This is a genomic window from Kitasatospora sp. NPDC048545 (assembly GCF_040651155.1).
Classification (GTDB): Bacteria; Actinomycetota; Actinomycetes; order Streptomycetales; family Streptomycetaceae; genus Kitasatospora.
In genome coordinates this window covers 1-21,661 of record NZ_JBEZIQ010000022.1, presented here as the reverse complement: position 1 = coordinate 21,661, position 21,661 = coordinate 1, and the positions used below count along the sequence as shown (strand labels likewise).

General features: G+C 75.7%; 20 protein-coding genes. 6 read left to right on the top strand and 14 right to left on the bottom strand.

Annotated features, from left to right (window positions below; genetic code table 11):
- Positions 1-34: 34 nt before the first annotated feature.
- The 10 genes from AB0D10_RS21450 to AB0D10_RS21405 form a co-directional block, all read right to left on the bottom strand.
- Entirely contained in the window at positions 35-766 is a 732-nt protein-coding gene (locus tag AB0D10_RS21450; protein WP_360258563.1) for a FadR/GntR family transcriptional regulator, read from the bottom strand.
- Between the two features lie 183 nt (positions 767-949).
- Entirely contained in the window at positions 950-1,807 is an 858-nt protein-coding gene (locus AB0D10_RS21445) for a Cof-type HAD-IIB family hydrolase (RefSeq protein WP_360258560.1), read from the bottom strand.
- A 64-nt stretch (positions 1,808-1,871) separates the two neighbouring features.
- Positions 1,872-3,146 carry a serine--tRNA ligase gene (gene serS, locus AB0D10_RS21440; RefSeq protein WP_360258557.1) on the bottom strand — a complete coding sequence of 425 codons (1,275 nt, stop codon included), beginning with the start codon at positions 3,144-3,146 and terminating at the stop codon, positions 1,872-1,874.
- Between the two features lie 591 nt (positions 3,147-3,737).
- Positions 3,738-4,673 carry a prephenate dehydratase gene (pheA, locus tag AB0D10_RS21435; RefSeq protein ID WP_360258554.1) on the bottom strand — a complete coding sequence of 312 codons (936 nt, stop codon included), beginning with the start codon at positions 4,671-4,673 and terminating at the stop codon, positions 3,738-3,740.
- A 224-nt stretch (positions 4,674-4,897) separates the two neighbouring features.
- On the bottom strand, positions 4,898-6,259 hold the full coding sequence (efeB, locus tag AB0D10_RS21430) for an iron uptake transporter deferrochelatase/peroxidase subunit (protein WP_360258551.1): 1,362 nt from the start codon (positions 6,257-6,259) through the stop codon (positions 4,898-4,900).
- 14 nt (positions 6,260-6,273) lie between these two features.
- Positions 6,274-8,331, bottom strand: coding sequence for a FixH family protein (locus AB0D10_RS21425; RefSeq protein WP_360258548.1), 2,058 nt, complete (start codon positions 8,329-8,331; stop codon positions 6,274-6,276).
- Between the two features lie 13 nt (positions 8,332-8,344).
- Entirely contained in the window at positions 8,345-8,839 is a 495-nt protein-coding gene (locus tag AB0D10_RS21420; RefSeq protein ID WP_360258545.1) for a copper chaperone PCu(A)C, read from the bottom strand.
- Complete coding sequence (locus tag AB0D10_RS21415; protein ID WP_360258542.1) at positions 8,836-9,510, bottom strand: SCO family protein; 675 nt, start codon at positions 9,508-9,510, stop codon at positions 8,836-8,838. Before AB0D10_RS21415 ends, AB0D10_RS21420 begins: the two co-directional genes overlap by 4 nt.
- Before the next feature lie 76 nt (positions 9,511-9,586).
- Positions 9,587-10,339, bottom strand: coding sequence for a YcnI family protein (locus AB0D10_RS21410; RefSeq protein WP_360258539.1), 753 nt, complete (start codon positions 10,337-10,339; stop codon positions 9,587-9,589).
- A gap of 183 nt (positions 10,340-10,522) precedes the next feature.
- Entirely contained in the window at positions 10,523-11,359 is an 837-nt protein-coding gene (locus AB0D10_RS21405; protein ID WP_360258537.1) for a hypothetical protein, read from the bottom strand.
- A gap of 230 nt (positions 11,360-11,589) precedes the next feature.
- Here AB0D10_RS21405 and AB0D10_RS21400 point away from each other — a divergent pair, with 230 nt between their 5' ends.
- Positions 11,590-12,222: an ATP-binding protein gene (locus AB0D10_RS21400; RefSeq protein WP_360258535.1), complete on the top strand. Its 633-nt coding sequence runs from the start codon at positions 11,590-11,592 to the stop codon at positions 12,220-12,222.
- Positions 12,223-12,321: 99 nt separating this feature from the next.
- On the opposite strand, the gene AB0D10_RS21395 is transcribed toward AB0D10_RS21400, so the two are convergent.
- From AB0D10_RS21395 to AB0D10_RS21385, 3 genes are read right to left on the bottom strand one after another with little or no spacing between them, the layout of a single operon-like run.
- Positions 12,322-13,599: an ABC transporter permease gene (locus AB0D10_RS21395; protein WP_360258533.1), complete on the bottom strand. Its 1,278-nt coding sequence runs from the start codon at positions 13,597-13,599 to the stop codon at positions 12,322-12,324.
- Positions 13,596-14,342 carry an ABC transporter ATP-binding protein gene (locus AB0D10_RS21390; RefSeq protein ID WP_360258531.1) on the bottom strand — a complete coding sequence of 249 codons (747 nt, stop codon included), beginning with the start codon at positions 14,340-14,342 and terminating at the stop codon, positions 13,596-13,598. The genes AB0D10_RS21395 and AB0D10_RS21390 overlap by 4 nt, the downstream gene beginning before the upstream one ends.
- Entirely contained in the window at positions 14,339-15,925 is a 1,587-nt protein-coding gene (locus AB0D10_RS21385) for a peptidoglycan-binding protein (protein WP_360258529.1), read from the bottom strand. Before AB0D10_RS21385 ends, AB0D10_RS21390 begins: the two co-directional genes overlap by 4 nt.
- A 260-nt stretch (positions 15,926-16,185) precedes the next feature.
- On the opposite strand from AB0D10_RS21385, the gene AB0D10_RS21380 reads away from it, so the two are divergent.
- Positions 16,186-16,416 (top strand): hypothetical protein, encoded by a 231-nt coding sequence (locus AB0D10_RS21380; protein WP_360258526.1) that lies wholly within the window; start codon positions 16,186-16,188, stop codon positions 16,414-16,416.
- Positions 16,417-16,437: 21 nt separating this feature from the next.
- On the top strand, positions 16,438-17,748 hold the full coding sequence (locus tag AB0D10_RS21375) for an amidase (protein WP_360258524.1): 1,311 nt from the start codon (positions 16,438-16,440) through the stop codon (positions 17,746-17,748).
- A 113-nt stretch (positions 17,749-17,861) separates the two neighbouring features.
- Here the strand turns inward: AB0D10_RS21375 and AB0D10_RS21370 are convergent, their stop codons facing one another.
- The gene (locus AB0D10_RS21370; protein WP_360258521.1) at positions 17,862-18,506 is read right to left on the bottom strand and encodes a TetR/AcrR family transcriptional regulator; all 645 of its coding nucleotides are present in this window, start codon (positions 18,504-18,506) and stop codon (positions 17,862-17,864) included.
- A gap of 202 nt (positions 18,507-18,708) precedes the next feature.
- On the opposite strand from AB0D10_RS21370, the gene AB0D10_RS21365 reads away from it, so the two are divergent.
- From AB0D10_RS21365 to AB0D10_RS21355, 3 genes are all read left to right on the top strand, one after another.
- Positions 18,709-19,584, top strand: a complete 876-nt coding sequence (locus AB0D10_RS21365) for an alpha/beta fold hydrolase (protein ID WP_360258519.1) — start codon at positions 18,709-18,711, stop codon at positions 19,582-19,584.
- A 14-nt stretch (positions 19,585-19,598) separates the two neighbouring features.
- Positions 19,599-20,258 carry a TIGR03086 family metal-binding protein gene (locus AB0D10_RS21360; RefSeq protein WP_360258516.1) on the top strand — a complete coding sequence of 220 codons (660 nt, stop codon included), beginning with the start codon at positions 19,599-19,601 and terminating at the stop codon, positions 20,256-20,258.
- A 363-nt stretch (positions 20,259-20,621) separates the two neighbouring features.
- Positions 20,622-21,443 carry a protein phosphatase 2C domain-containing protein gene (locus AB0D10_RS21355; RefSeq protein WP_360258514.1) on the top strand — a complete coding sequence of 274 codons (822 nt, stop codon included), beginning with the start codon at positions 20,622-20,624 and terminating at the stop codon, positions 21,441-21,443.
- Positions 21,444-21,661 lie beyond the last annotated feature (218 nt).

The following is a 21,661-nucleotide window of genomic DNA, read 5'->3' as shown; positions in this document are numbered from 1 at the left end:
GGATGCGGGCGGGACGGAGGAGGCTCGCGCCGTCCTACTTCCGGGCCGCGATGGACGCGAGCAGCTGCTCGACGGCCGCGGTCGGGCCGGCGAGCAGCGTGCGACACGCCGCCTCGGCCCGGTCCGGGTCGCCGCTCTCGATCGCGTCGACCAGGGCCTCGTGGGTGGCCACGACGGCCTCGGGCATGTCGTGGTCGCCGAACGCGGAGGTCATCGCCTCGCGCACGGAGGCGCCGAAGTAGCGGTACACCTCGGCCAGCGCGGGGTTGTGCGCGGCCTCGACGACGGCGGTGTGGAACTCCAGGTCGTGCTCGACGGTGGCCTCTCGGCTCGCCCGCTCGGGGTGCGCCGCGAACACCTCGGCCTCGCGGGCCAGCGCGGCCCGCATCCGCCGGACGTCCTCGTCGGTGTGCCGCAGCGCGGCCAGCCGGGCGCCCTCGGTCTCCAGCGCCGCGCGGACCTCCAGGACGTCCCGGATGCCCGAACGCTGGACGCCGCGCAGGACGGAGGCCGGGTCACTGGTCGAGCGGACGAACGTCCCCTCGCCCTGCCGGGAGACCAGCATTCCGGCGTGCACCAGCACCCGGATCGCCTCCCGGACGGTGTTCCGTCCGACCTGCAGCTGCTCGGCCAGTTCGTGCTCGGTGGGGATCCGCGAACCCACGGGCCAGACCCCGCCGGCCAGCTGCTCCCGCAGCTGGTCGATCGCGGTGTCCACCAGGGAGCGTCGTCCGGCCGCCTGCAGGCCGTTGCCCTCGCCGCTCATTCCGGACTCACCTCCCTCCGCCGTCGCACGCGCGCCTTCACCAGTCGTCGGTCATCCTACAACTGATTGCCCGGTCATCCTACAACTGTCGGGGAACGGTCCGTGAACACCCGACCACCGACACGCCGCACCGGGCGGGACTCCGGAGTCCCGCCCGTCCCCGGGCCCGGGGCGCGCCGCCGGTCAGCGGGCGGGGTAGAGGCGCTCCAGCACGACCGCGACGCCGTCCTCGTCGTTGCCGGCGGTGACGGTGTCGGCGACGGCGAGGAGTTCCTCGTGGGCGTTGGCCATGGCGACGCCGTGGGCGGCCCAGCCGAACATCGGGACGTCGTTGGGCATGTCGCCGAAGGCGATGGTGTCGGCGGCGCGCACGCCCAGGCGGCGGGCGGCGACGGCCAGACCGGTGGCCTTGGACAGGCCCAGCGGGAGCAGTTCGACGACACCGGGGCCGGCCATCACGACGCCGACCAGGTCGCCGGCGGCGCGGCGGGCCGCGTCGGCGAGGGCGTCGTCGGTCAGCGCGTGGTGCTGGACGTAGAGCTTGCTGACCGGGGAGGCCAGCAGCCCGTCACGGTCGACCCGGACGACGGGCAGGTCGGAGCCGATCAGCAGCTCGTAGCCGGGGCCGGCCAGGACCTGGCCGTCGAGGCCGTCCTGGTTGGCGGCGACGGCGAGCGGGCCGGTCTCGGCCTCGATCTTCTCGACGGCGAGGGCGGCGAGCCGACGGTCCAGGGTGAGCGAGGTGAGCAGCTTGTGCGCGCCGGCGTCGTAGACCTGGGCGCCCTGACCGCAGACGGCTATCCCGGTGTAGCCGATCTCGTCGAAGACCGGGCGGGCCCAGACGGCCGAGCGGCCGGTGACGATGATGTGCAGCGCGCCCGCGCCGGTGGCCGCGGCCAGCGCGGCGCGGGTGCGCTCGGAGACGGTCTCCTCGCTGGTCAGCAGGGTGCCGTCGAGGTCGGTGGCGATCAGCCGGTAGGGCAGGTCGCCACCGTCCCGGGTGCCTTCCGGGGAGACGGGGCTGGGGCTGGTGGTGCTCATGGGCCGGTCGTCTCCCGGGAGTTGCGGGTGGAGCGGGTGGAGCGGGTGGAGCCGGGGGAACCGGCTACTTGACCGGTTCGAGGACCGTCCGGCCGCCGAGGAACGGCCGCAGCGCCTCGGGCACGATGACCGAGCCGTCGGCCTGCTGGTGGTTCTCCAGGATCGCCACGATGGTGCGCGGGATGGCGACCAGGGTGCCGTTCAGGGTGGCGAGCGGGCGGGTCTTGCCGTCCTCACGCATCCGGATCGACAGGCGGCGGGCCTGGTACTCGGTGGTGTTGGAGGTCGAGGTGACCTCGCGGTACTTGCCCTGGGTGGGGATCCAGGCCTCGATGTCGAACTTGCGCGCGGCCGAGGCGCCGAGGTCGCCGGAGGCGACGTCGATGACCCGGTACGGCAGCTCCAGCGCGTTCAGGAAGTCCTTCTCCCACTGGAGCAGGCGGCGGTGCTCGTTCTCCGCGTCCTCCGGAGTGGTGTAGACGAACATCTCCACCTTCTCGAACTGGTGGACGCGGATGATGCCGCGGGTGTCCTTGCCGTAGGTGCCGGCCTCGCGGCGGAAGCAGGACGAGTAGCCGGCGTAGCGCAGCGGCAGCTTGTCGGCGTCCAGGATCTCGTCCATGTGGTACGCCGCGAGCGGGACCTCGCTGGTGCCGACCAGGTACCGGTCGTCCTCGGCGAGGTGGTACACGTTCTCGGCGGCCTGGCCGAGGAAGCCGGTGCCGTCCATGGCGGCCGGCCGGACCAGGGTCGGGGTGATCATCGGGACGAAGCCGGCCGCGGTGGCCTGGGCGATCGCCATGTTGACCAGGGCGAGCTCCAGCAGCGCGCCGACGCCGGTCAGGTAGTACGAGCGGGCACCGGCGACCTTGGCGCCGCGCTCGGTGTCGATGGCGCCCAGGATCTGGCCGAGCTCGACGTGGTCGCGGGGCTCGAAGCCCTCGGCGGAGAAGTCGCGCGGGGTGCCGATCTCCTCCAGGGTGACGAAGTCCTCCTCGCCGCCGACCGGGGCGGCCGGGTCGATGAGGTTCGCCAGCGAGCGGAGCAGGCGGTCGGCCTCCTCCTTGGCGGCGCCCTGTTCGGCGTCCGCGGCCTTGACCTCGGCGGCCAGGTCCTTGGTGCGCTGCAGCAGGGCGGTCTTCTCGTCACCCTTGGCCTGGGCGACCTGCTTGCCGAGCACCCGCTGCTCGCTGCGCAGTTCGTCGAAGCGGCTGCCCGAGGACCGGCGCCGCTCGTCGGCGGAGAGGAGGGCGTCGACCAGGTCGACGTCCTCGCCACGGACGCGCTGCGAGGCGCGCACTCGGTCAGGGTCCTCACGGAGCAGGCGAAGGTCAATCACAGGCCCAAGCGTACCGGGCGGGCGTTCCTCCACCGGTACCGGTTTTCCCCTGGGGATAACCACCCCCGTCCTGTGGATAACTTCTGTGGAGACCGCTCCCGGGTCGGGTTATCCACAGGCCCGGGGCCGGGGCTGTGGATCGAAGGGGAGGATCACCCTCCGTGCGACCGAGCCAGGGAATTGAGGTTTCAAACCTCATTCGACCTTCCCGAGTGAGGGAATTGAAGCACTCGGACGGGTGATTTGCTGGCAACCGGGTGACTCTGGTCCGATTAGTCATCTCTGCGACGCAAACTGATGATCCGACCAGTTCTGGGTAATGGCTATACCGGTTTGTCGACTCGTCCCCAGGCCTGTGGATAACTCGGAGCTGTGGACAGAGGTGAGGCCTGTGGACAGCGGCCCGCGGCCCCGGGTGGGCCTGTGGACGACGGGTGGGGTCGTCCGCCCCGCCCGATCGCCGCAGTCCAAAACGGTCGGAAAAGGTCAGAAAGACAACGGGTATCGCTCGGATGACTCCGCGGTCTCCGGCGTCTCGGGCATCTCCGCCGTCTCCGGCGCGTCCGGTGTCCCCGCGCGCCGCCGCGGGACTCAGACGTCCCCGCGCCCGTCGAGTGCGCGGGAGAGCCAGTCCGCCGCCGAGCCGAAGTCCGCGTCCGAGGTCCCCGGCCGCCGGTGGGTGGACACCTGCCGGTCGGCGCGCGGATAGGAACCGAGGAACCGCACCTGCGGGGAGATCCGCTTGAGCCCCATCATCGCCTCGCCCACCCGGCGCTCGGACAGGTGGCCCTCGCAGTCGATCAGGAAGCAGTAGTTGCCCAGGCCCTCGCCGGTCGGCCGGGACTCGATCCGCATCAGGTTGACCCCGCGCACCGCGAACTCCTGCAGCAGCTCCAGCAGCGCGCCCGGGTGGTCGTCCGGCAGCCAGACCACCATCGAGGTCTTGTCCGCGCCGGTCGGCGAGGAGACCCGGCCCGGCCGGCCCACCAGGACGAACCGGGTGGCCGCGCTCTTGGCGTCGGCGATGTCCTTGACCAGCGGGTCCAGCCCGTAGATCGGCGCCGCGAACTCGCCCGCGAACGCCCCGTCGTAACGGCCCTCGGAGACCAGCCGGGCGCCGTCGGCGTTGGAGGCGGCCGACTCCCACGTCGCCTCCGGCAGGTTGGCCGCCAGCCAGCGGCGCACCTGCGGCTGGGCCACCGGGTGGCTGGTGACCGTCTTGATCCCGGACAGCTCGGTGCCCGGGCGCACCAGCAGCGCGAACGAGATCGGCAGCAGCACCTCGCGGTAGATCATCAGCGGTGCGCCGGAGGCCAGTTCGTCGTTGGTCGCGGTGACCGCGCCCTCCACCGAGTTCTCGATCGGCACGAACGCCCCGGCGGCGTCCCCGCCGCGCACCGCGTCCAGGGCCAGCGCCACCGAGGACAGCGGCACCAGCTCGCGGGTCGCCGCCTCGGGCAGGGTGTGCAGCGCCGCCTCGGTGAAGGTGCCGGCCGGGCCGAGGTAGGTGTAGCGGGTCGCCGACATGACGCCTCCGGGAGGACTCGGTGCTGCGTGGAACGGGCGGTGCGGACGGGGTGGTGCGCTACGAACGGTGCGGTACGGCCGGTGCGGACGCGGTGGTGCGGACGCGATGCTGCCGAAGCTGTCACCCTAACGATTCCCCGGTCGCGGCAGGAAAGCGTTCCGATGGCCGGGACACGGCCGGTCGGCCCGTGGTACGGGACCGCGCCGGCCTCCCGGGAAGGGCCTCAGCCCTCCAGCAACTGCTGGCCGAGGTAGCCCCCGGCCGGTGCGGCCGGGGGCACCGCGTACACCCCGCTCGCCTCGTGCCGCAGGAAGCGGGACAGGCCGTCGCCCCGGGAGAGCTTGCGCTGCACCGGGGTGAAGCCCCTGCGCGGGTCGGACTGGAAGGCGAGGAAGAGCAGCCCGGCGTCCGGGGAGCCGTCCGGCAGTAGCCCGTCGTGGTACGAGAAGCCGCGCCGCAGCATGGCCGCCCCGCCGTTGGCCGCCGGGGCGGCGACCCGGACGTGCGCGTCGGCGGGGATCGCCAGGGTGCCGTCCGGGCCCTGCGCGGACAGGTCGACCGGGGCGTGCTCGCCGGACCCGGCGGGTGCGCCGAGCGGGGCGCCGTCCGTCTTGCGCCGTCCGATCACCCGCTCCTGCCGGTCCACCGGGAGCGCCTCCCAGTGGTCCAGCAGCATCCGGATCCGCCGGAACACCAGGTACGAGCCGCCGGCCAGCCAGGCCGGCTGCTCTCCGCCGGCGGTGCAGAACACCTTCGCGGCGAATCCCTCCTCGCCCGGCTTCGGGTTGTTGGTGCCGTCGACCTGGCCCATCAGGTTGCGGCCGGTCACCGGCTTCCCGGCGGCCCCGGGGGTGCGGGCGAAGCCGGCCGACTGCCAGCGCAACGCCGCCGTGCCGGCGGCCAGCCGCTGCAGCACCCGCAGGGCGTGCACCGCCACCAGTGCGTCGTCGGCGCCGATCTGGAGGAAGAGGTCGCCGTCGCCGCGGGCGGGGTCGAGCGCGTCGCCGGGGAAGGCGGGCAGCGGTTCGAGCCCGGGCGGGCGGCGGTCGGCCGCCCCGGCCTTGTCGAACAGCGCGGCGCCGAAGCCGACGGTGAGAGTGAGCGAGCAGGGCCCGGCGTCCAGGGCGACCTGGTCGTCGAACTCCTCGGCGGGCTCCCCGGCGGTCAGCCGCTCGGCCGCCTTCGTCCAGCGCTGCAGCAGCCCGCGCAGCCCGTCCCGGCCGACACCGTCGGACAGGTCGAAGGCCGCCAGCTGGACCCTGGCCTGCTGCGGTTCGAGGATCCCGGCCTGGTGCTCGCCGCGGAACGGCACCCGGGCCGCGCCGAGTGCGCCGCCCGCGGCCGCCGCACCGGCGGGGCGGCCGGTGCGGTCCAGGGCGACCGCCCCGGCGACGCCCGCCCCGGCGCCGACCAGCAGCCCGGCGCCGGCGGTGCCGAGCAGCGCCCGCCGGGTGACGCCGGTACGGTCCTCGGCGGCCCGCTCCTGCGCCGGTGTGGCGTCCGTCGTCCCGGTGCGCGGCGTCCCGATGTCCGTCGTCCCGTTGTCCGTCGTCCCGTTGTCCTGGGACCGGTCGTTCGTCGTCACGTCGTCCACCGCCGTCAGCCGATCTTGAACTGCTGGGTCGGCGTGGTCTGGTCGATGTCGGAGGAGCGGACCTGCACCGACACCACCCAGGTGCCCGCCAGCGGCAGCTGCGCGGTGCCGCTCCAGCGGCCGGTGCCCTCAGGGGTGAGCGCGACCGGCAGCGGGCCGAGGTCGCGGTCCGGCAGGGTGAAGGCGAGCTGCACCTCGGGGACGTCCACCGGCTGTCCGTCGGCGCCGTCCAGGGCGAGCTTCACCTCGTTCGGGCCGGTCCGCGCCGGGTTGAGGGTGACGGTCGCGGTGCCCTTGGCGTTCGGCGTCCGGCCCTTGGTGTCGTACGGGAGCTTGAGCTCGACGGTGCGGCCCGGCTCGGTCTGCGGCGCCGCTGCGGCCCCGCCGGTGGCCGGCGCGGCGGTCCCGGCCGTGACCTCGCTCGCGACCCGTCCGGGCGGGGAGTTGGTGAGCATCGTGGTGACCACCAGCACCGCCACCGCGACCAGCGCCTCGACCAGCACCGAGCGGCGCAGTCCGGCCCGGGTCGGGGTCAGCCCGCGCTCGCGCCCGGCGCTCTCCCGGGCGGCCCGCTGACGGTCCAGCTGGGCCTGGCGGACCGGGTCCGCGCTGTGCGCGGCGACGCCGACCGGCTCCGGCACCTCGGCCTGCTCGACCTCCGCCGCCTCGGCCGGGGCCGAGCGCAGCCGGGCCAGCCAGGAGCGGGAGATCCACGCGACGCCGAGCATCACGGCCACGCAGCCGCTCTTCACCAGCAGCAGCCGCCCGTACTCGGTGCCGGTCAGCGCGCCCCAGCTGCCGAGACCCCGCCAGGACTGGTAGATCCCGGTCACGACCAGGACGGCGACCGAGCCGAAGGCGATCCTGGAGAAGCGGTCCACCACCCCGGCGCCGGCGCCCTCGCGCAGCGCGACCAGCAGCGCGGCCAGTCCGCCCAGCCAGAACGCCATCGCGATCAGGTGCAGGATGCCGAACGGCAGCGCCAGCCAGACCTGGATGCCGACCGAGGCGTGGTCGGCGCCGACCCAGGTCGCGGAGAGGGCGACGGCCAGCACCAGCCCGGCGACGCCGAGGCCGAGCCGGGTCTCCCGCTGCGGCCGCTCGGCGGCCCGCCGCTCCAGCTCGCGCAGCTCGGCGTCCTCGGCGTCCTCGCCCTCGGTGCGTCCGCTCCCGGCACGCCCACCGGCACCGCCGCCCTCGACCGGCCCGTCCTCGGCGCCGCCCGTCGGGGGCTGCGCCGGGAGCGGCTTCGACGGCTGCCCCAGCTGGCCGACCAGCAGCGACAGGAACACCCCGCCCGCCGCGAGCAGCAGCAGCCGGGCGGCCAGCGCGGTGCCGATCCGCTCGTCCAGGGTGGCGCGCACCAGCGAGAGGTCGAAGGCCTGTCCGATCCCCGAGCCGCGCTCGTACGGGCCGCGCAGCATCAGCACCGCGACGGTGGAGACCAGCAGCGCCGTCCAGCCGGTCATCAGCAGCCGCTGCACCGGCCGCCGGGCGGTGCCGGCCGGCCAGCAGATCAGCACGAAGGCGGCGGCCCCGGCCAGCAGCGCGAACGCCGCGTACGCGACGGTGCGTCCGGTGCCGTACAGGGCGGCGACCAGGCCGTCGGCCTTGGCTCCCTGCAGCGCGGTGGCCGACACCGAGGTGTCCGAGGGCGCGCCGATGGAGAAGGTGAAGGCGCCGCCGACCGGGTGCGAGTCGTCGGAGACGGCCCGCCAGGCGACGGTGTACGTGCCGTTGGCGAGCCCGCCCTTCAGGCCGACCCGGGCGGTGTTGCCCCTGCCGTCGGCGTGCGCCGGGTCGCCGGTGTCCACGGCCTTGCCGGCCGGGTCGAGCACCCGGACGGAGTCCGAGGAGAGCGACACGGACTCGCTGAAGGTCAGCGTCACCGCCTGCGGGGCGGTGGCGACCACGGAGTTCTGCCGCGGGTCGGTGGAATCCAGGGTGGCGTGCGCGGAGGCCGGTCCGGCGCCCGCGAGCATCAGCGCGAGCAGCGCGCCGAGCACTCCGAGCACCCCGGCGATCCGGCGGTGCGAGGCCTTCTCCAGGCCGGCCGACTGCATGGTGGCGGGTCCCCTAACTCTGGCCGGGGCGGTAGGTGAGCTCCTTGACCGGCACCTTGACCGAGATGGTGCCGGACTTGGCGAAGGTGAGGTCGAGCTCCAGCTCGTCGCCCAGGACGGGGGCCTTCTGCCAGCCCATGATCATGAGGTGGGTGCCGCCGCGGGCGAACTGCAGCGCGCCGTGCGCGGGCACGTCCAGGCTGGCGACCTGTTCCATGCTCGACGGGGTCGAGCGGTGCATGGTGACCGACTCGGCGCCGGGGCTGGTCACGCCGACCAGCTGGTCCCGGCCGCCGTCGTTGCGGACGGTCAGGTAGCCGGCGGCCATGCCGCCCGCCGGGGGCAGCGGGATGTAGGAGTCGGCGACGCTGAGCCGGGCCGGTCCGCTGCCGGCGCCGTCCTGGCCGCCGCTCCCGCAGGCGGCCAGGACGGCGCCGCCGCCGAGGGCGGTCGCGACGACGGCGCCCAGCAGGGCGGTGCGGCGGAAGCGACTGGTCCCGGCGGTCACGCCGCGACCCCCTTGGCGAGCAGCGGGAGGTCGTGCTCGTAGGTCTTCTCCTCGGTGCCGCTCATGTAGAGCACGTGCGCCTTGTCGTCCGAGGGGAGGAAGGCCAGCACCTGCGCGCCGTGGGTCGAGGTGACCGTGCCGTCCGCGTTGACCACCGGGTCCTCGATCATGATGCCGAGCGACCTGGCGGCGCTCTTCACCTTGGCGAGGTCGCCGGTCAGGCCTATGAAGTCGCTGCCCATCGAGTCCAGCCAGGTTCGCAGCACCTTGGGGGTGTCGCGCTGCGGGTCGGTGGAGACGAAGACGACGTTGACCTTCTGCCGGTCCTCGGGGGAGAGCGCCTTCATCGCGACGCCGATGTCGCCCATGGTGGTCGGGCAGACGTCCGGGCAGCTGGTGTAGCCGAAGAACAGCAGGGTGGCCTTGCCGTTGGTCTGCTGCCGCAGGTCGTAGGGCTGGCCGGAGGTGTCGGTGAGCTGGAGGTCCGGCTTCTCGAAGTTCCTGGCCAGCTTGGTGCCCTGGTACGGGGTGTCGTCCTTCTGCTGGGTGACCTTCGCGGCGGTGGGACCGCCGGAGGAGCCGCAGGCGGACAGCGTCAGGGCGGCGGCCAGCGCGAGGGCGGCCGCGCCGGCCAGGCGGGCGGTGCGGGCGGTGCGGGCGGTGCGGGACATGCGGGATCCGATCGTGCGCGGTGAACCGCCGGCGGGGCCGCACCCGGGTGTCGGTGCGGCCCCGCCGGCGCGGGGGTCAGGAGGCGGAGCCGCCGTTCTTGCGGCGCAGGCCGAGCACGCCGACGGCGGTGCCGACCACGCCGACCACGATGCCGACCACACCGAGGGTGCGGGCGGTGGAGTCACTGGCCTTGCTGCCGCCGTCCGCGGACGCGGCGTGGTCCGAGCTGTCGCCGTGGGCAGCCGCGGTCGGGGAGGCGGTGACGCCGTGGCCGTCGCCGGCGTCGGCCTTGGTGAGCTTCAGGACGGGCGCGGGCTTGGCCGGCTCGGGCTGGCCGTCCTTGGACTCGTCGATCCAGCGGACGACGTCACCGTTGTCGTAGGTCTGCAGGGCCTTGAAGACCAGGCTGTCCGAGTCGGTCGGCAGCGGGCCGAGCGAGACCCGGAACTCCTGGAACTGGCCGGGGGCGATCTTGGTGCCGGCGTCGGCGGTCCAGGTGATCTTGGAGACGGCCTCGTTGACGTCGTTGCCGTGGACCTTGATCGGCTTGTCCAGCTTCGACTTCTCGACCGCGGCGGTCCAGCCCGGCAGCGGCAGGGTCCGGACCGAGGCCAGCGGGTGGTCCAGCGGGAGGTTGACCTCCAGCTTCACCGTGCTCGCGGTGTCGCTCTCGTTCGGCACCCGGAAGTCGACGGCCGTGTAACCGCCCTGGGCGGCCGCGCCCGGGTTCACGGTGACGTGCGCGAAGGCGGGGCCGGCCAGCGCCACCACGGAGGCGGCGGCGGACAGGGCGACGGCGGCGATGCGACGGGTGGAAAGGGAACGCATGATGCGGGGTCTCCGATCGGAGCTCGGCAGGCCGGGACCGGGCGGCGGACGGAGCCGCGCCTCGGGGGCCGCGCGTGGGGACGTGTGGGGGCAGAGCCTCGGGCCGGACCCGGAGGTCGGGACGGCCCGGACGGTGCGCACGCCCGTACCCGACACGGCCCGCAGGCCGCCAGGAGGCACGGATCAGTGCGCGAGGACCCCGCACGGCGGCCCGCGCCGCACCACGCTGTGCCGCAGCACGGCACCCGTCGGGAGCGGGGACTCCCCGCCCCGGGCCCCGAACCGGCGGACCGGACCGGCCACGCCGAACAGACCGCGCAGCAGCGCGGCCGCCAGGACGAACACCGACCGCAGCGGCGCCGCCCAGTGCTCCCGGGCCGCCGACGCGGCCACCCGCAGCAGCCGCCACAGCGCCGCCTCGCCGCGCCGCAGCCACCAGCCCGCCACCAGCGCGGCGGCCAGGTGCCCGGCCAGCATCGACGGCGTCAGGCCGAACACGCCGTCCTGCCACCACGGCGCGGCGGCGAACGCGTGCGGGTCCAGGCCCGCCGACGAGACCAGCTGCTCCGGGGACGGGTTGCCGGGCAGGCCCGCCAGCGTGCCCGGGCGGGCCTCGTTGCAGATCAGCCGGCCGGCCACCTGCGGCACGGTCAGCGGACCGGAGTCGCCGTGGTGCATCCCGGCCATGGCGGCCATGCCGGTGAAGCCGTGGCCGTCGAAGCCGTGGAAGAGGAAGTGCAGTCCGAACTGCCCCGCGCCCAGCGCGCCGACGATCCCGGCCAGCGAGCGCTCCCGCCCGCCGCAGGCCGCGGCGAGCGCCAGGACGGCGGCGAAACCCGCCGCCAGCGCCGTCGGCGGTACGTTCCCGCCACCGGCCAGGGCGTGCCCGGCGGCCGCTATCAGCGTGCAGACCAGCGCGAACGGGACCGCCCGGGCAAGCCGCAGGTCCCAGGCGGCGGACCCCACCGGCTGGGCCGGTCCGGGGGCGCCCGGGAGCGGGGCGGCGGCGAGGGCAGTCATGGCCGGGCCATCCTCTCATTGCGTACACCGCCGACACGGGCAGGGTGGGAAATCCCTACGAATGCCTCTTTCGGCGGCGGCGTGCGGGCCCGGGAGCGCGCCGCCCGGCACAGACCCCGTCCCCCAGTCCATCCGCCGAACGGGCGGTAGCGGCCCCCGGGCACGGTTCACCGCCGAATCGCCCGGAGATACCTAGTTGTATGTGGAGCCGCAGCCAGGAGGGACCTCCCGTGGACATCCGGTGGACTCTGCACCTCAAGCGCGACCCGGCCAGCGTCCCGCTGGCCCGGCGCATCCTGCTCGGCGCCATGGCGACCGCCGGCGTCGACCCGCAGATCGCCGACGACCTCGGCGTCGCGCTCAGCGAGGCCTGCGCCAACGCCGTCGAGCACGGCGCCACCGGGCGCGCCGACGACGGGTTCCAGGTCACCGCCTCGATCAGCGGGGACCGGCTGCGCATCGAGGTCACCGACTCCGGCCCCGGCCTGCCCGCCGCCGCCCCGCCGGTCCGGCGCCCGGTCGCCGCCACCCCGAGCCGCCCGGCGGCGACCGGCCGCGGGCCCCACCGCTCCCGCCGCGGCCGCGCCACCGTCCCGGCCCGGGTCCTCACCGCCCACCGGCCCCGCCGCGACGGCCACCCGTACGACACGCACGTCCTGCCCTGCCGCCCCGCGGCGCCCACCCTCCGCCCGGTCGACCTCGACGCCCTCCCCGACCTCACCGCCGAATCCGGCCGAGGCCTCTTCCTCATCCACGCGCTCACCGACCACGTCCAGCTCCGCAACCACCCCCTGCGGGGCGCCATCGTGAGCTTCGACAAGATCCTCAAGTGGCAGGACGGCGCGCTGCTGCGGGCGTCCTGACGGAGCTGCCGGGGAGGACGCCGAGGGCCGTGGGCCCTCGCCTCTCGCCTCTCGCCTCTCGCCCCTCGCGCCTGTGTGCCGGGGACGGACGGGGCGCGGTCAGTGCCGGAGGGCTTCCGCGGGTTCGACGCCGGCGGCGCGCAGGGCCGGGTGGAGACCGGCCAGCAGGCCGACCAGGCTGCCGACGAGCGGGGCGGGCAGGACCGCCCCGGGCTGGAGCAGCGCGGTCCAGTCGCGGGCCAGGGCGACCAGCACCACGACGACCACGCCGAGGGCGGTGCCGATCAGTCCGCCGAGCGTGCCGAGGACGGTGGACTCGGTGAGGAACTGGGCCGCGATGTGCCGAGGTCGGGCGCCGAGGGCGCGACGGAGGCCGATCTCGCCGGTGCGCTCCAGGACCGCCACCAGGGTGGTGTCGGCGATCCCGACCGCGCCGACCACCAGGCAGACGGCGGCCAGCAGCAGGAACAGCCCGGTGAGGTCGGTGGACACCGAGTCGCGCAGGGTGTGCGGATCGGGCGGGGCGACGACGGTGAAGCGGGCCGGGGCCTCCGGCCGCAGCGCGGTCGGCGCCTGGGCGGCGACCAGCCCGGCGGCGCCGGTCCGGGTGCGGACCACCATCCTGGCGCGGCCGTCCTCGCCGGCGCGCGGGTTGCCCCAGAGCGAGCGGGCGGTGGTGGTGGGCACGATGACGTCGAGTACGGCCGCGGGCAGCCGGGCGCTGTCCTCGATGATGCCGATCACGGTGAAGCCGGTGCCGTCGACGAACACGGCGGGATGGGCGTCGAGGCGGGTGATGCCGAGCCGGGCAGCGGCGGCGGAGCCCAGGACGGCGACGCGCAGGGCGCGCTCGCTGTGGAACGCGTTGTAGACGGTGCCGGCGCGGACCCGGGCCTCGATCGCGTCGAAGCCGCCGGGGGAGAGCGCCAGGACGTCCAGTCCGGCGCCGGCGCCCGGCCCGGGTGCCGGGGAGCCGGAGATCTTCGGGGCGGTCAGCGGCGCGCTCCAGTAGACCCCGGCGGCGACCGCGCCGTTGAGCCGGGAGACCCGGCGGTCGGCGTCCTCGGGGAAGTCCAGGGCGGCGCGGTGCCCGCCGTCGGCGAGCAGCACGTCCGGCCCGGTGTCGACCACGGTGACCGTGGTGTTCTGCAGGGCCGAGAAGCGCTTGCCGATCTGGCCGGTGGCGCTGGAGGTGAGGCCGAGCACGGCGACGAAGGCGCCGACGCCGAGGACGGTGCCCAGCAGGGTGAGCGCGGAGCGGCCCGGGCGCTGCACCGTGCCGGACAGCGCCTCGCCCAGCAGGTCGGTCAACGTCAGCCGGGAGAGCGGCACTCCGGTGCCGGGGCGGCGGGTGCGGCGGCGGAGGAGCGGTCTCACCGTCCGCCCGCCGTTCCGGGCGCGGTGAGCCGGCCGTCCCGGATGGTGACGGTCCGCCGGGCCCGGTCGGCGACCTCGCGGTCGTGGGTGATGACCAGCAGGGTCAGTCCGTCCTCGTGCAGTTCCTCGAACAGTTCCAGGACCCGCCGGGCGGTGGCCGAGTCGAGGTTGCCGGTGGGTTCGTCGCACAGCAGCAACGACGGCCGGTTCACCAGGGCGCGGGCCACCGCGACCCGCTGCCGTTCGCCGCCGGACAGCCGGGAGGGCAGCGCCTCGGTCCGGTGACCGAGTCCGACCCGCTCCAGCACCTGCCGGGCGGCCTCGGCCCGGCCCGCGCGGGGCGAGCCGGTGTACACCTGGGCGAGCATCACGTTCTCCGTGGCGGTCCGGTGCGGCAGCAGGTGGAAGGACTGGAAGACGAAGCCGATCCGCCGGCCGCGCAGTGCGGTCCGCCGTGCCTCGGAGAGCGCGCCGGTGTCGACGCCGTCGAGTTCGTAGCTCCCGCTGCTGGGGCGGTCGAGCAGGCCGAGCAGGTTGAGGAAGGTGGACTTGCCGGAACCTGAGGGGCCGACCACGGCGACGTACTCGCCGGCGGCGATCTCCAGGTCGTGCGGGTGCAGGGCGGTGACCGGCGGCGGCCCGGGGTAGGTGCGGGAGATCCCGCGCAGCCGGATCACCGGCGGGCTCCCGTGCTCCGGGGCGGTGCGGTGGCCGGCCCTGCCCGCCGGGTGTTTCCCGCTCACCGGCCGACCACGACCTGCTCGCCCGGCGCGAGGGCGGTCCCGGTGGCGGGCCCGACCTCGACGAAGCCGTCCGCGACGACGCCGGCCGTCACCTCCACGGTGCGCCGGGAGCCGTCGGGGGCGACGACCGACACCGAGGTGCGGCCGTCGACGCCGGAACTGATCGCGGAGGCCGGCACCGCGAGCACCTCGCCCGGGGTGGAGGCGGCGACGACGGTGATCCGGACGTCCTGGCCCTCCAGGGCCGGGTCCCAGGGCGCGTCGGGGGTGACGGCCAGGGGGACGTAGGGTTCGCCGCCGCCGGGGGGCTGCGGCGTCGGGCCGGCGGTGCCGCCGCCCGCGGGGCTGCCGGGGGTGACGAGCGAGCCCACCGAGCCGACCTCGGCGTCGAGCCGGACACCGGTGGTCTCGGACAGGACGGTGACCTTCCTGCCGGGCTTGACCAGGGGGGCGTCGCCTGGCAGCAGCCGGCCGGTGAGGTCGAGGCCGCCGGCGGTGAGGGTGAGGACCGGGGCGGTCACCCTGTCGCCGACCCGGGCGCCCACCGCGCTGACCCGCGCGGGTAGCGAGGGGAGGAACACCACTTCGGCCGCCGGGAGTTGGGGGCCGTCCTTGGCCTGGACGCGGGCCAGCTCCTGGCGCTTGGCGGTGAGGTCGGCGCGCGCCCGGGCGAGGCCGCCCGCACTCCCGGCCGCCGCACTGCCGGCCGCCGCGCCGCCTGGCGCCGTTGCGGGGGGCGCCGTTGCCGTGGGTGCCGTTGCTCGGGGCGTCGGCGCCGGGGCGGAGACCGGTGGCCCGGAGACCGGTGGCGCGGGCGCCGGGGTGCCGGGCTGCGCGGCGGGTGCGTCGGCGCCGGGCGCGGGTCGGCTCTCCAGGTCCTGGACGGTCTGTTCGGCCTGCTCCACGGCCTGCCGGGCGGTCCGGACGGCCGCGGCGGTCTGGTCGCCGGTGGTCGGCACCGGGTAGCCGAGCCTCCGGTAGAGCCCGGCCACGGCCGTCTTGGTGGCGGCCCCGAAGTACCCCTCGTCGTCGCCGCCGGCGTAGTACCCCATGTCGCGGAGCACGACCTGGAGTTGGCCGATGTCGCCGCCGGACTCGCCGGGTGCCATGTCCCGGTAGGCGGGCACCGTCCCGGGCAGGGCGATCACCGGCCGGCCGGAGACCTCGGCCAGCACCTGACCGGCGTTCACCGCGTCCCCGCTGCGGGCCCTGAGCGCGGTCACGACCGGGGTGCCGCCGCCGGGGCCGCCGCTGCCGGCGGAGACGGTGGTCGGCTGGACGGGGAAGGACCGGCCGGCCGTGAACACCCCGCGGAGCACGGTGGTGGTGGACAGCACCCGCCGGACCACCGGGGCGGTGAGCACCGAAGCGGGGGGCGCCGCGGTGTCGGCGGCGGCCTGCTCCGGGGAGCGGACGAGGGCGGCGGCCCACAGCCCGCCCCCGGTGGTGACCGCGGCGACCAGGGCCGTCACCGCGACCACCCGCCGCCGTCGGCGGCCGACGGAGCCCGCCGGGAGGCCGGGGTCCGCCGAGGTGGCCTCGGCGGGGTCCGCTGCGGTGGCCTTCGGCTGGGGCGTGTCCACGGCTTCCGTTTCTGACGTGTCGTCACAAGACTGAGTGGTGCGGGCCGTTCGCGCACCGGTCGGCTCGCCGGGTGCCGGATTCGCCAGTCGACCATAAGTCACATCGCGGGCCCGGCGCAGCGGTTCCCCCGGGCCCGGCCGACGCGGAGGGTCACCGTGCGGCACCGGCGTGACCGTGCGCCGTGACCCGGAAGTCCGCCCGTCCCGCCCGCGGTTCCCCTCCGGTTGCCGGGGGTGGGGGGCGGTCGGACGATGGGGGCATGATGCACCAGATGCGAGCCGAGTACGGCGCCGGCGGCGCGGCGGAGGGGGTGCGCCTGTGGCACATGGTCCGGGGCGAGGAGAGCGTGGCGATGTGCGGCCGGGAGCTCGATCCGCAGGCCGCGGTGCGGGAGGCGGTGGACTGGGGGAAGACCCCGGAGCTGTGCTGCCACACCTGCGGGGCGTACTTCCTGCGTGAGGCGCCGTACCTGGCGGCCGAGCACCCGTAAGCCCGGTCTACTGTGCTCGGCATGGACGAACCCCTGGTCGGGCCGCGGTCGTTGACCCGCGAGGCCGCCGCGCTGCGTACCGGGGAGTCCCGGCTGCCCGAGTACGTCGACCGCTTCTGCGCGCGGGTCGAGCGGGTGGACCCGCTGATCCACGCGTTCGTGCCCGAGCCCGGCCGGCACGACCGGTTGCGCGCGGAGGCGGAGCGGGTGGCGGCGCGGTACCCGGAGCCGGCCGGGCGGCCGCCGCTGTACGGGGTGCTGGTGGGGGTCAAGGACGTCGTGCACGTGGACGGGCTGCCCACGCACGGCGGGTCGGCGCTGCCGCCGGGGGTGCTGGCCGGGCCGCAGGCCGCGGTGGTGGACCGGCTGCGGGCGGCGGGGGCGCTGGTCGCGGGCAAGACGGTGACCGCCGAGTTCGCCGCGAGCGCCCCCGGCCCGACCCGCAACCCGCACCACCCGGGGCACACCCCCGGTGGCTCCAGCAGCGGTTCGGCGGCGGCGGTCGCGGCGGGGCTGGTGCCGCTCGCGGTCGGCACCCAGACGGTCGGCTCGGTGATCCGCCCGGCCGCGTACTGCGGGGTGGTGGGTTTCCGGCCGACGTACGGGCGGATCCCGATCGACGGGGTGATCCCGAACGCGCCCAGCCTCGACACCCTGGGGGTGTTCACCGCCGACCTGGCGGGCGCGGCCCTGGCGGCCCCGCTGCTCTGCGACGACTGGCGGCCCGCCGGGCAGGGCCCGGAGCCCGTGCTCGGGGTGCCGGGCGGGACGTACCTGGAGTGTGCGGAGCCGGCCGCGCTGCGGGCCTTCGAGGAGCAGGTGGAGCGGCTGGCGGCGGCCGGGCTGGTGGTGCGCCGGGTCGAGCTGTTCCCGGACTTCGCGGAGGTGTGCCGGCGGTTGCAGACCGTGAACCGCTTCGAACTGGCCCGCAGCCACGCCGACTGGTTCGCCCGCTTCGGCGGCCTCTACCGGCCGGAGACGGTGGCGGGCATCCGGGTCGGCCGGGGCGTCGCGCCCGAGGACCGGGCGGCCGCGCTGCGGTTCCGGGAGCGGCTGCGCGAGCGGGTGGACCGGGCGGGCGCGGCGGCCGGGGTGGACCTGTGGCTGGCGCCCTCGGCGACCGGCGGGGCGCCGGAGGGCCTGCACGACACCGGGGACGCGGTGATGTCGCTGCCGTGGAGCTTCCTCGGGCGGCCGGCGCTGAGCCTGCCGGCCGGACGGACCCCGGCGGGGCTGCCGCTGGGCCTCCAGGTGGTCGGTGCGGCCGGTGACGACGAGGCACTGCTGGGCCGGGCGGCCGGGCTGGAGGCGGTGCTGGCCGGCAGCCGGTAGCCGGTAGCCGGTAGCCGAGGCGCACCCGGCCGGGGTCTCGGCCCTGTCCGGACCCAGGGCTTGGCTGACAATTCCCGCCGCGCGCTGATGCGACGCGAATTGTCAGACAAGCCCTACCAGGCGAGCGCCGGGTCGGCCGGGTCGGTGGCCTCGGCGCGCAGCAGGCGCAGCAGCAGGCGGCCGGCCCGTTCGTACGGGGTGGCGTCGTCGTGCAGCACGGCCTGCGAGTTGGCCGTCTCCAGGACCGCGATCAGGGCGAAGGAGAGGTCCCCGAGGTCGGTGTCCGGGCGCAGGGCGCCGGCGGCACGGGCGTCGGCGAGGGCCGCGGTGACGGTGTCGGACCACTCCCGGGCGCAGCCGGCCAGGGCGTCCCGGACGGCGCCGGGGCGGGCGTCGAACTCGGCGGTGACCTCGTAGAAGAAGCAGCCGCCGGGGAAGACCCGGGCGCGCGAGTAGGCGAGCCAGCCCTCGCACAGGGCGCGGACCCGGGGGAGGCCGGGCGGGGCGTCGGCGACCGGGGCGACGACGGCGTCGGCGAAGATCCGGCGGGCGGCGCGGACGGTGGCCAGCTGCAGCTCCTCCTTGGAGCCGAAGCCGGCGAAGACGCCGCTCTTGCTGAGCCCGAGGTCGGTGGCCAGCCGGCCGATGGAGAGCGCGCCCAGGCCTTCGACGGAGGCGATGCCGACGGCGCGGTGCAGGACCGCCCGGCGGGTCTCCTCGCCGCGCAGGACCCGTCCGTCCGTGGTCGGTCCGGCCATGGCCCGCCCCCCGTTCTCGTCGCAGTGCGTGCCGCCCAGGGTAGTGCGTGCGCGGTGCCGACCCCTGGAACCGCACCCCTAAAACTGCACGAACGGTCGTGCTAATATCTCGCCGCGATCCGCGCACCACGCCCGGGGCGCGTGCGGGAGCACGGCCCCGCCCCCGCCAGGAACACCCGTCCGCACCCGACAGGGAGACCAGATGGACCCGGCCCAGGTACCGATGGCACTGATCCGCACCGCCCTCAACCCCACCGCCCGCAACGCCCCCGGAGCCGCCGGCCGGGCCGCCTACGAGCTGTTCGTGCACCCGGTCCGGCGCAGCCGGGTGCGCCCGTCGGAACAAGAGGTCCACGGGCAGGCCGTCACCGAGCGGCTCACCGTGAACGGCAAGCCGGTGGTCGGCTACCGCTGGGGCAGCGGAGAGCGGCCGGTCCTGCTGCTGCACGGCTGGCGCTCCCGGGCCTCCCGCTACGCGCCCCTCGTGCCCCGGCTGCGGGAACTCGGCCTCAGCGCCGTCTCCTTCGACGCGCCGGGCCACGGCGACTCCGGCGGACGGACCACCGGCGTGCCGGAGTTCCGAGAGCTGGCCCTGCGCCTCCAGGAGCGGTACGGGCCGTTCGAGGCCGTCGTCGCGCACTCCCTCGGCGTCTGCGCCGCCTTCGGCGCGCTGGCCGACGGCCTGCGGGCCGGCCGGCTGGCGGCCGTCTCCGGGGTGTCCCGGGTCGGCTTCTTCCCCGCCGCGTTCTGCGCCGGGCTCGGGCTGAACGCCGGGGTCGAACGGGCGCTGCGGGCGCGGATCGAGCGGGAGCTGTTCGGCGGGGACGCCGGGGGCTGGGAGCGCTTCGACGCCGCCCGCCGGGTGGCGGACGTCGACCTGCCGGTCCTGGTGGTGCACGACGAGGCCGACGACGTCGTCCCGTTGAGCGAGGCGCACCGGCTCCGCGAGGCGTACGGGGAGCGGCTCGACCTGGTGGTCACCCGGGGGCTCGGCCACCGTCGGATCATCGCGGAACCGGCCGTCGTCGACCAGGTGATCGGATTCCTGGCGGCGGGCCTGGAGGTCGCGGCCGGATGAGTACTGTCGCCCGTATGGACATCGTCGAACTGCATGCACGCTCAATGGAGTTGGCCGCCGGGGTGGTGGACGCCGTCCGCCCGGGCCGGCTGGACCTGCCGACCCCGTGCGCGGGCTGGACGCTGCGCCGGCTGCTGGCGCACGCCGTCGGCCAGCACCAGGGCTTCGCGGCGGCCGCCCGCGGGGCCGGTCCGGACCTCGCGCTCTGGGCCGACGCCCCGGTCGGCGAGGACCCGGGAGGCGAGGACCCGGCGGGCGCCTTCCGGCGCACGGGCGCCGAGCTCACCGCGGCGTTCCGGGAGGCGGCCGCGGTCGGCCGGCCGCTCTGGCTGCCCGAGATCCTCACCACCGCGCCGGTCCCGCTGGAGCGGGCGGTGGGCTTCCACCTGCTCGACACCCTGGTGCACGCCTGGGACGTCGCCGCCACCCTCGACGCGGGGGCAGCCACCACCCTCGACGCGGGCCCGGGCGCGGCCGTCGATTTCGGCGCGGCCGTCGAGCGCGAGGAGGCGCTGATCGTCGCACTGGTGGCGGTGACCGAGGCCGTCCCGAACACCCCGGAGGCCCGGGCGCCGGGCAAGGCCTTCGGACTGGGCCTGCCGCCCGCCGGCGGTGCGGGCCGGTTCGAGCGCGTCCTGGCGCTGCTCGGCCGCGATCCGGCCTGGAAGCCGTAGGGTCCGTCGACGGAGCCGGGCCCCCGGGCCCGCCGGCGGGCCCGGCTCAGCTCCGGTCGCGCTGCTCGTCGGGGAAGCGCGGCCCGCCGATCAGATAGAGCAGCGCGGCGGTCGGAAAGCCGAGCGAGGCGGCCAGCAACACGATGAACTGCCAGAACATCTTCCGCTCCTCGTCAGTCACGGGCCGCCCGGACACCCGAAGGTGGTTCCAAACCCGACCCGCCCCAATCGGCCGAATTGTCCGGTCACTGTCCGACGGTATGGCCGAATCGCCCCCACTGCCACCGGGCGCCCGGCCCCGCCCCGCGCCACACCAGCGCAGGGGTCTGGGCGCGGGCCGGGGGCGGCGTCCACACTGTCGGGATGCAGCTACAGCTCGCAGGGGAAGCACGACGGCCCGACCGCGAGAGCGAGGACTTCGCGGCGGCCTCGCCGGAGGCGTTGGTCCTGCTGGACGGCGCGAGTTCGCCGGCCGGCCTGGAATCCGGGTGTCGGCACGGGACGGCCTGGTACGTGCGCCGACTGGGCGTGCACCTGCTCGCCCGGCTCACCGACCGGGCGGACCGCTCGATCGCCGAGTGCCTGGCCGACGCCATCGTGGAGACGGCCGCGCTGCACGGCGGCCGGTGCGACCTGGCCCATCCCAACACCCCCGCCGCGATGGTGGTCGCGGCGCGACGGCACGGTGAGGAGCTGGAGTACCTGGTGCTCGGCGACTCGCTGTTGGTGCTGGAGTTCAAGGACGGGCCGCCGAAGGTGATCGGGGACAACCAGCGCTTCCCCGGCGGGGAGGGGCTGCGCCGTCAGGTCTGGTCGACCGTGCCCGGCTCGGCCGAGCGGACGGCCCTGCACATGGAGTACGCGCTGGCCGTCCGCGCGGCCCGCAACCGGGGCACCGGCCCGTGGATCGCGGCCGCCAGCCCGCGCGCGGCCGAGCACGCCGAGACCGGCTTCGTCCGGCTGGACCGGCTGCACGCGCTGGCCGCCCTCACCGACGGCGCCTCGCGCTTCACCGAGCGCTTCGGGCTGGGGAGTTGGGGCGACGTGCTGCGGCTGCTCGCCGAGTCGGGGCCGGCTGAGCTGATCGCCCAGGTCCGTGCGGTGGAGCGGGCGGACTCCGCCTGCGAGCGCTGGCCGCGCGGCAAGACACACGACGACGCCTCGGCCGTGTACGCGCTGATCTGAAACCCGCCGCGCAGGCACCTCCGCGGAGCGCAGGTCCGTCCAGGGAGCGGAGGTCCGTCCGGAGACGGCGGGGTGACCACGGACCGGCGGGGTGACCACGGACCGGCGGGGTGACCACGGACCGGCGGGGTGACCCCGGCAGCTACCTCCTGGGCACGACCGTCACCCCCGCCGAGTTCAAGGCCCTGCCGATCACGCCCGACGCGTTCCACGGCGAC